The following is a 7,011-nucleotide window of genomic DNA, read 5'->3' on the forward strand; positions in this document are numbered from 1 at the left end:
ATAAAACCCTCAGGTCTGCAATTTTTACTTTGTTGCAGGTCTGTTTTGTTATGCTCATTTTCAGATATCCGATTTTTCATTTTGGGGCTTGACACCTATTAGCAGGTTTGCGCACATGTGCGCGTAGTATTGTGAATTCCTGATAACTTATGTTACCGAAATTTTTTGCATTCCTATGCCCGGCAACGAGGTGCAGTTGAAATCCGACAGAAAATGTGTGATAATATTTCTGTCTATATTTTCTGTTCAGCGTGAAAAGGAGGTGTTTACCGTGCGGGATGGGAAATACATTACGATCATGTCAGACAGAACACAGCTTGTACTGAATGCCAGCACGATTCTATATGTCCTGATGATTGATAAAACTGCCGAGATCCATGTGTCCGGCGGGAAGATATACAAAACGCGGATGAAGATCAGTGATCTGGAAGAAGCACTGGGGGACAATTTCCTCAAAGTCCACCGGGGCTGTTTGGTGTCCGCCAGAGCCATCCATGACATCACCGACCACATTGATCTCAACAACGGCGAATCCTTGATCTATACACTCCGAAAGAAAAAGCAGATCATAGCTCAGTTCCAGGCGGCTCAAAAACGTCTCATCAGCAGTTTTGCCCAAGACGAAGCCCCCTCCACTGAGGAGGAATACCAGGCCCATTACTGCGGCTTCGAGGCTATGCCCTTTGCGTTTACGGACATCGAAATGATCTTTGATGAGAAGCGCCGGGCGGTGGACTGGGTCTTCCGCTATGGAAACCCTGCTCTGGCAAAGCTGGAAGGACTGCCGCTTAAAACGCTCATCGGCAGCTCCTTCGGCAGCCTGTTTTCCAATATGGATGCCAAATGGCTGCGCCTATACGAGCGCGCCGCTCTATATGGGGAAAGACTGGAGGTCATGGATTACAGTCCGGAGATCGGCGCGTGGCTGCAGGTGATCTGTTTTCCCACCTTCCAAGGTCACTGCGGGTGCATCCTGTTCGACCTCTCAGACATCGCATATACCAAAATCAGCAGGCAAGGTAGTCAGGCAATGATGCGCTATTTCGACAAGTCACAGGAGATGACCGATAGTCTGTAGCCGCTCCATATCCGAATCGCCGTCCACGTGTGTCCATTTCCATGGACAGACATGGGCGGCGTTTTTTTGCTGTCGTTTCACGCCTCTTAAACGTCGCTTCACGCCAAGTCGATTGAAAGGAGCGAGAGCAGCCCTTATAATATTTCCGTTTAACCTTTGCAAGCCGAAAAGACAGAGCTTGCCTTGCCATGCCGGCAAGAAAATTTTGACAGAAAGGATAGGAGAATATGAAAAGAAAACGAAGAATACTTAGCCTGCTGCTTAGCGGCGCAATGCTGTTTTCCCTCTGTACCCCAACGGTCTTTGCCGAGACGCCGACACAGGACAGGGGGCAGACCATTACGGAAACGGGCGGTTTATGCGAACACCACGCCGAACATACGGAGGATTGCGGCTATTCCCCCGCAGCCGAGGGGACGCCCTGCGGATATGTCTGCGAGCTATGCGGCGCGGGAGATAATACCCCGTCCAATGCGGAGGCTGTCACGGTGGCAAGCGTACAGGCCATGATCGACGCTTTACCGAACGCAGAAGAAATCACTGAAGATAACGCCGAAGATGTCAAGGCGCAGCTTGACGCCATAGACGAGGCGAAGGAGAAACTCTCCAACGAGGAAATAGATGAGCTGGATTTTACCCGGTATGCGGAAGCTGCCGCTGCATTGGGGGCGCTGGCTGCGCCAATGCTATTGGCTAATGATTCGCCTAATGAGCAGTTTTCCCTCACTCCCGGCGGCAGATATTATTTTGACCTCTCCGGCGCAAACATCCCCGGAACGGCAAACGGCAGCCTGCCGGACAGCACCCTGCACTATGTCCCCTTTACCTATGTGGGGACGATTAACGCCTATTCCCGCAACTCTGAAGGTGTACGCACTGATGATACGGTAAAGCCTTACGCCCACAGCCTGTTTGTGGCGGACTATGCCGTAACGAATGATGTAAGCTGGGATACCCTGAATACCGCAAATCTGATTTTCGGCAAGGAATACCAAAGCGGCGGCGTGAACTATACCCTGCGCGCACCGTCTGTGGGAAGTGACTCTACAGGTTCGGACGATTCCCAACGCGGCGTGCCCCAAAGCAATGAATGGGACACGATGCTGAACAAGGACAACGAATATATCCAAAACTGGAATGAAATAATTTCGTGGGGACAGGATACTTTTTCTGGCGGCGCGTCGTACCGTGCGGTTCGCGGGTACGATTCGGCCCGCTACTGGGACCACCACGGTGCTTCGGTCTCCCACCCGGGCGTCGGTTTCCGCCCCATCCTTGAAGTCCTGAACCCTGACACACTGAAGTCTGACGGACTGAAGGTCGTTACCCTTGACCTGAACGGCGGAACGCTCGGCGGTAGCTCCGATGCTATTCAAATCATCGTGAAAACCGGCAGCGAGTTTGCCGCGCCCGCGTCCGATGGTCTGAACCGCCCGAACGGAGATACTGGCAGTTACTTCGTGTGGCTCGGAAGCAACGGGAAGCTCTACGCCCCCGGCGACAGTGTTCCGGCGGACGTTACCAAGCTCACGGCGCAGTTTACTTTATCAGAGCAGTTTTCCCTCAAGCCCGACGGCACCTATTACTTTGACCTATCGGCGATGAATATTCCCGGAACGGCAAACGGCAATCTGCCGGACAGCGCCCTGCACTATGTCCCCTTTACCTATGTGGGGACGATTAACGCCTATTCCCGCAACTCTGAAGGTGTAAGCACTGATGATATGGTAAAGCCTTACGCCCACAGCCTGTTTATCGCGGACTACGCCGTGACCCATACCGTCAGCTGGGATGAGCTGAATGAGAAGGGTCTGATTTTCGGCAAGGGCTATGTCGCCGGCGGCGTGGACTATACCCTGCGCGCACCGTCTGTGGGAAGTGCTTCTACAGGTTCGGGCGATTCCGGTCCCGGCACGCCCCAAAGCAACGAATGGGACACGATACTGAACAAGGACAACGAATATATCCAAAACTGGAATGAAATGTTTTCGTGGGGACAGGATACTTTTTCTGGCGACGCGTCGGGCCGTGCGGTTCGCGGGTACTCTTCGGCCCGCCTCTGGAGCCACCACTCTGCTACGATCTCCACTCCGAGCGTCGGTTTCCGCCCCGTCCTTGAAATCCTGAACCCTGGCGACCTGGGCGCTAACGGCCTGACGACCGTCACGCTGGACCTGAACGGCGGCCATGTGGGACGTGATGCTACTGCTGTTACTGTCAATTTGGCGGTGAAATCCAGCGGGACATACACCGCTCCCAGCAGCGACGGCCTGACCCGCCCCGATGGAGATACGGGCAGTTACTTCGTGTGGCTTGGAAGCAACGGCAAGCTCTACGCCCCCGGTGCCAGTGTTCCGGCGGACGTGACCAGCCTGACTGCCCGGTGGGAAAAGCAGGTTCCCACGCTGACCGCCCCCACCGCAAACACTCTGGTCTATAACGGCAGTGCGCAGGCGCTGGTCACCGCCGGTACTACAGCGGACGGCACCATGCAGTACAGTCTGAATAATACAAACTGGAGCGACAGTGTTCCCACCGGCACCACCACCGGCAGCTACACCGTTTATTACAAGGTCGTGGGCGACAGCAACCACACCGACAGCGAGCCGGCTTCGGTCAGCGTCACCATCGCGCCCAGGTCCATTGCGGACGCTTCGGTCACGCTGGGTGAATCGCTGACCTACAACGGCTCCAGCCAGACCCAGACGGTTACCGTGAAGCTTGGTGAAGTGGATATCACCAGCTCCTGCAACGTGTCCAACAATGTGCAGACCAACGCCGACAGCTACACCCTGACGGTCACGGCCAAGGACAATTCCAACTACACCGGCAGCGTGACCAAGGACTTCACCATCGCCAAAAAGTCCATCACGCCCACCATTGCAGTGAGCGGAACCTATACCTTCACCGGCAGCGCCATCACGCCCGCCTTCACGGTGAAGGACGGCGACACCGCTCTGACCGACAGTGATTATACCGCCGTTCTCGCCGACAACATCAATGCCGGCACCGGCAAGATCACGGTCACGGAAAAGACGACCGGAAACTACACCTTCAGCGAAGCGCAGCAGAGCTTTACCATCGGCAAGGCCGCCGCGCCGATGCTGAACAAAATTTCTGTCGAGCAGAAGTACACCGTGAACACCCAGCAGAGCAAAGACATCGGCCGCGCGGGCATGCCTGCCGACGCCGGCACCCTGACCTATACCAAAGGAACCATGTCCTGTGGTGATGTCGTTTCTATAACCGACTGGGATGTGGATAACACCGGAAAAGTGACCTACACCCTGTCCAGCAGCATGCCCAGCCGCGCGACCCTGCGGGTGGTCATCTCCTCCGACAACTATGAGAACGCCACCGTCGAGGTCAATATCGAACTGACGGAAAAGGATGTTCCCACGGTCAGCGCCAACGACATCACCGTGGCCTATACCGGCTCCGCTGTTCCGGACAGCGCCATTACCGGCACCGCCAGCGTGGAAGGCAGTTGGAGCTTCAAGAACGCGGCTCCCGTGAATGTTGCGGACAGCAGCGACAGCGTGACCGTGGTGTTCACCCCCGCGGACACGAACACCTATGAAACGGTTGAGGATATCATCAAGGTGACCATCAACAAGGCCACCCCCACCGGCACTCCCGCTTACACCGCCATCACCTCCTCCGGCAAGACCCTGGCGGACGCAGCTCTGGCCGTGGGCAGCATTACCCCCGCCGACGGTTCCATCGCGTGGGACGTTGCCGATGACACCGTTGTAACAGCTAACACCGCCTACAACTGGACTTATACTCCCACTGACGGGGACAACTACAACAATCTGACCGGAAGCATTACGCCCTATGTGGTGTCCTACTCCGGCGGCGGCTCTACCGGCGGTGGTTCTTCCTCCGGCGGCGGCTCCAGCAGCTCCACGGTTGTAGAGCGTCCGGATCAGACCAAACCGGACATCCCGACCACCAGCCAGACCAAGCCGGCAACACCGGATAAAAACGGAAATACCAGCATTGACGGCAACGCCGTACAGGACGCGATCAACAAGGCCACCGCTGACGCGAAGAAAAATGGAACCACCGCAAACGGCATTGCTGTGGTGGTTCCTGTAAAGATGGATGCCAAACTGAAGGATGTACAGATTACCCTGAAAGCGGACACGCTGGATAAGCTGGTGTCCTCCAATGTCAAGCAGTTCACCATCGACACCGATCGTATGGCAGACTTTGACTTCACACTGGATACCCTCAAGGAGCTAAACCGCCAGACCAGCGGCGAACTGATTTTGAAGATCAAAAAAACGGTTGTTTCCTATCAGGAAGCCAAGAAAGCCATAGGAAGCCGTCCGGTCTATGACATCACACTTGAGTGTGTTAAGGACGGCAAGAAAACTGCTGTCAATCTAAATGGAGAGACCATCAGCGTTGCCATCCCTTATACTCCGGCGAAGAATGAGAAGACCGGAAATCTGTATGCAGTCTATGTGGACAAGACCGGAAAGGTGGAATGGCTGACCAAATCCAGCTATGACGCAGACCAGAAAGCCGTAATCTTTGAAGCGGCACATTTCAGTATCTATGGTGTGGGCTACAAGAACCCAGTTCCGAACTTCACCGACATCAATGGTCATTGGGCTAAGGAACATATCCTGTTTACGGTCAGCCGCGGGCTGTTCTCCGGCACAAGCAAAACCACCTTTAGTCCGAACACCACCCTGACACGGGGAATGTTTGTCACTGCCCTTGGGCGTCTGGCAGGAATCAATCCGGCAGATTACAAAAACGGGAAATTTACTGATGTGAAAACCGACGCCTACTACGCTCCCTATGTCAACTGGGCGGCAAGCAAGGGCATTGTGAATGGCACCGGTGCTACCACTTTCGCCCCGGATAACAAAATCACCCGTGAGCAGATGGCAGTGATTATGAAGAACTACGCCGATAAGATGGGCTATTCTATCCCGAAAATGCTGGAGGCTGTGACCTTTGCCGACAACGCGCAGATTTCCTTCTGGGCAAAGAATGCGGTCAAGACGATGCAGCAGGCAGGCGTTCTCTCCGGCAAGGCGAATAATCTGTTTGACCCGAAGGGCAACGCCACCCGCGCTGAAGCCGCCACCGTCCTACACCGGTTTGTGGAGGTCATCATCGACCCGCAGACCGCAAACGGCTGGAGGCAGAATGACAGCGGCGAATGGAGTTACTACAAAAACGGAGAGTCGGTGAAAGGTTGGCTCTCCGACGACCAGAAATGGTACTGGCTGGACAATAACGGCAAGATGTTCTCCGGCGGTTGGAAGCAGATCGACGGCAAGTGGTACTACTTCTATGCGGACGGCTCTATGGCGGTCAGCACCAAAGTGGACGGCTACGAAGTTGGCGCAGATGGCGCGAGAAGATAACTGACCACAAATTCAGAAAGGACACGAAGCAGCATTGGAGTATATTGAAACAGTAACAATAGATGCCGCAAGCGGTTTTCGGGACATATAACTTCTACTGCTTTGTTCCATTCCCATAGCGGTGCAAGGGAGGCCGCTTATGGGTAGATACCCCTTTTGACCTTTCTCCACCGCTAACAGGTGGAGACCTCCAAAATAAAATATCCAGTCCAATCAGGGCGCAAGTGATAGCAAGTTCACTTGTGCCCTCTTTTTGTACGCTTTTTTTCGATAAGAAACCCGCATTTTCTTCATTTAGAAGCAGAAATCGACGGGAGTATCACAAAAAGTCCGACAAACCGCCACCTGCTGAACCATCTTGCTCGGTGATTCGACAGAAACGATTCCGCTTTGTCGGCTGCCGTTCGCCGCCCTTCGAGAGTTTGAAAACCTATCTACTTTTCAAACTTTTTCGGAGGTAACGGCTATGAGTAAAAATCGTGAAGAAAGGGCGAATTATTATCTTTACATAGATGGACAGGCTGTGCCGGTAAGCGAACAGGT

2 protein-coding genes are annotated in these 7,011 nt (G+C 54.3%); both read left to right on the forward strand.

From position 1 onward, the window contains the following. Positions 1 to 271 precede the first annotated feature (271 nt). The gene (locus tag ACTQ33_RS16690) at positions 272 to 1,078 is read left to right on the forward strand and encodes a LytTR family transcriptional regulator DNA-binding domain-containing protein (protein WP_441465624.1); all 807 of its coding nucleotides are present in this window, start codon (positions 272 to 274) and stop codon (positions 1,076 to 1,078) included. A gap of 227 nt (positions 1,079 to 1,305) precedes the next feature. After that, the gene (locus tag ACTQ33_RS16695; RefSeq protein ID WP_441465625.1) at positions 1,306 to 6,468 is read left to right on the forward strand and encodes an S-layer homology domain-containing protein; all 5,163 of its coding nucleotides are present in this window, start codon (positions 1,306 to 1,308) and stop codon (positions 6,466 to 6,468) included. Positions 6,469 to 7,011 lie beyond the last annotated feature (543 nt).

Origin of the sequence: Candidatus Avoscillospira sp. LCP25S3_F1 (assembly GCF_052117125.1) — a bacterium.
Classification (GTDB): Bacteria; Bacillota; Clostridia; order Oscillospirales; family Oscillospiraceae; genus Avoscillospira_A.

What these genes read in the sequence shown, in the direction of transcription:
- ACTQ33_RS16695 (WP_441465625.1), top strand. Translation starts at nt 1,306, where the DNA reads ATGAAAAGAAAACGAAGAATACTTAGCCTGCTGCTTAGCGGCGCAATG.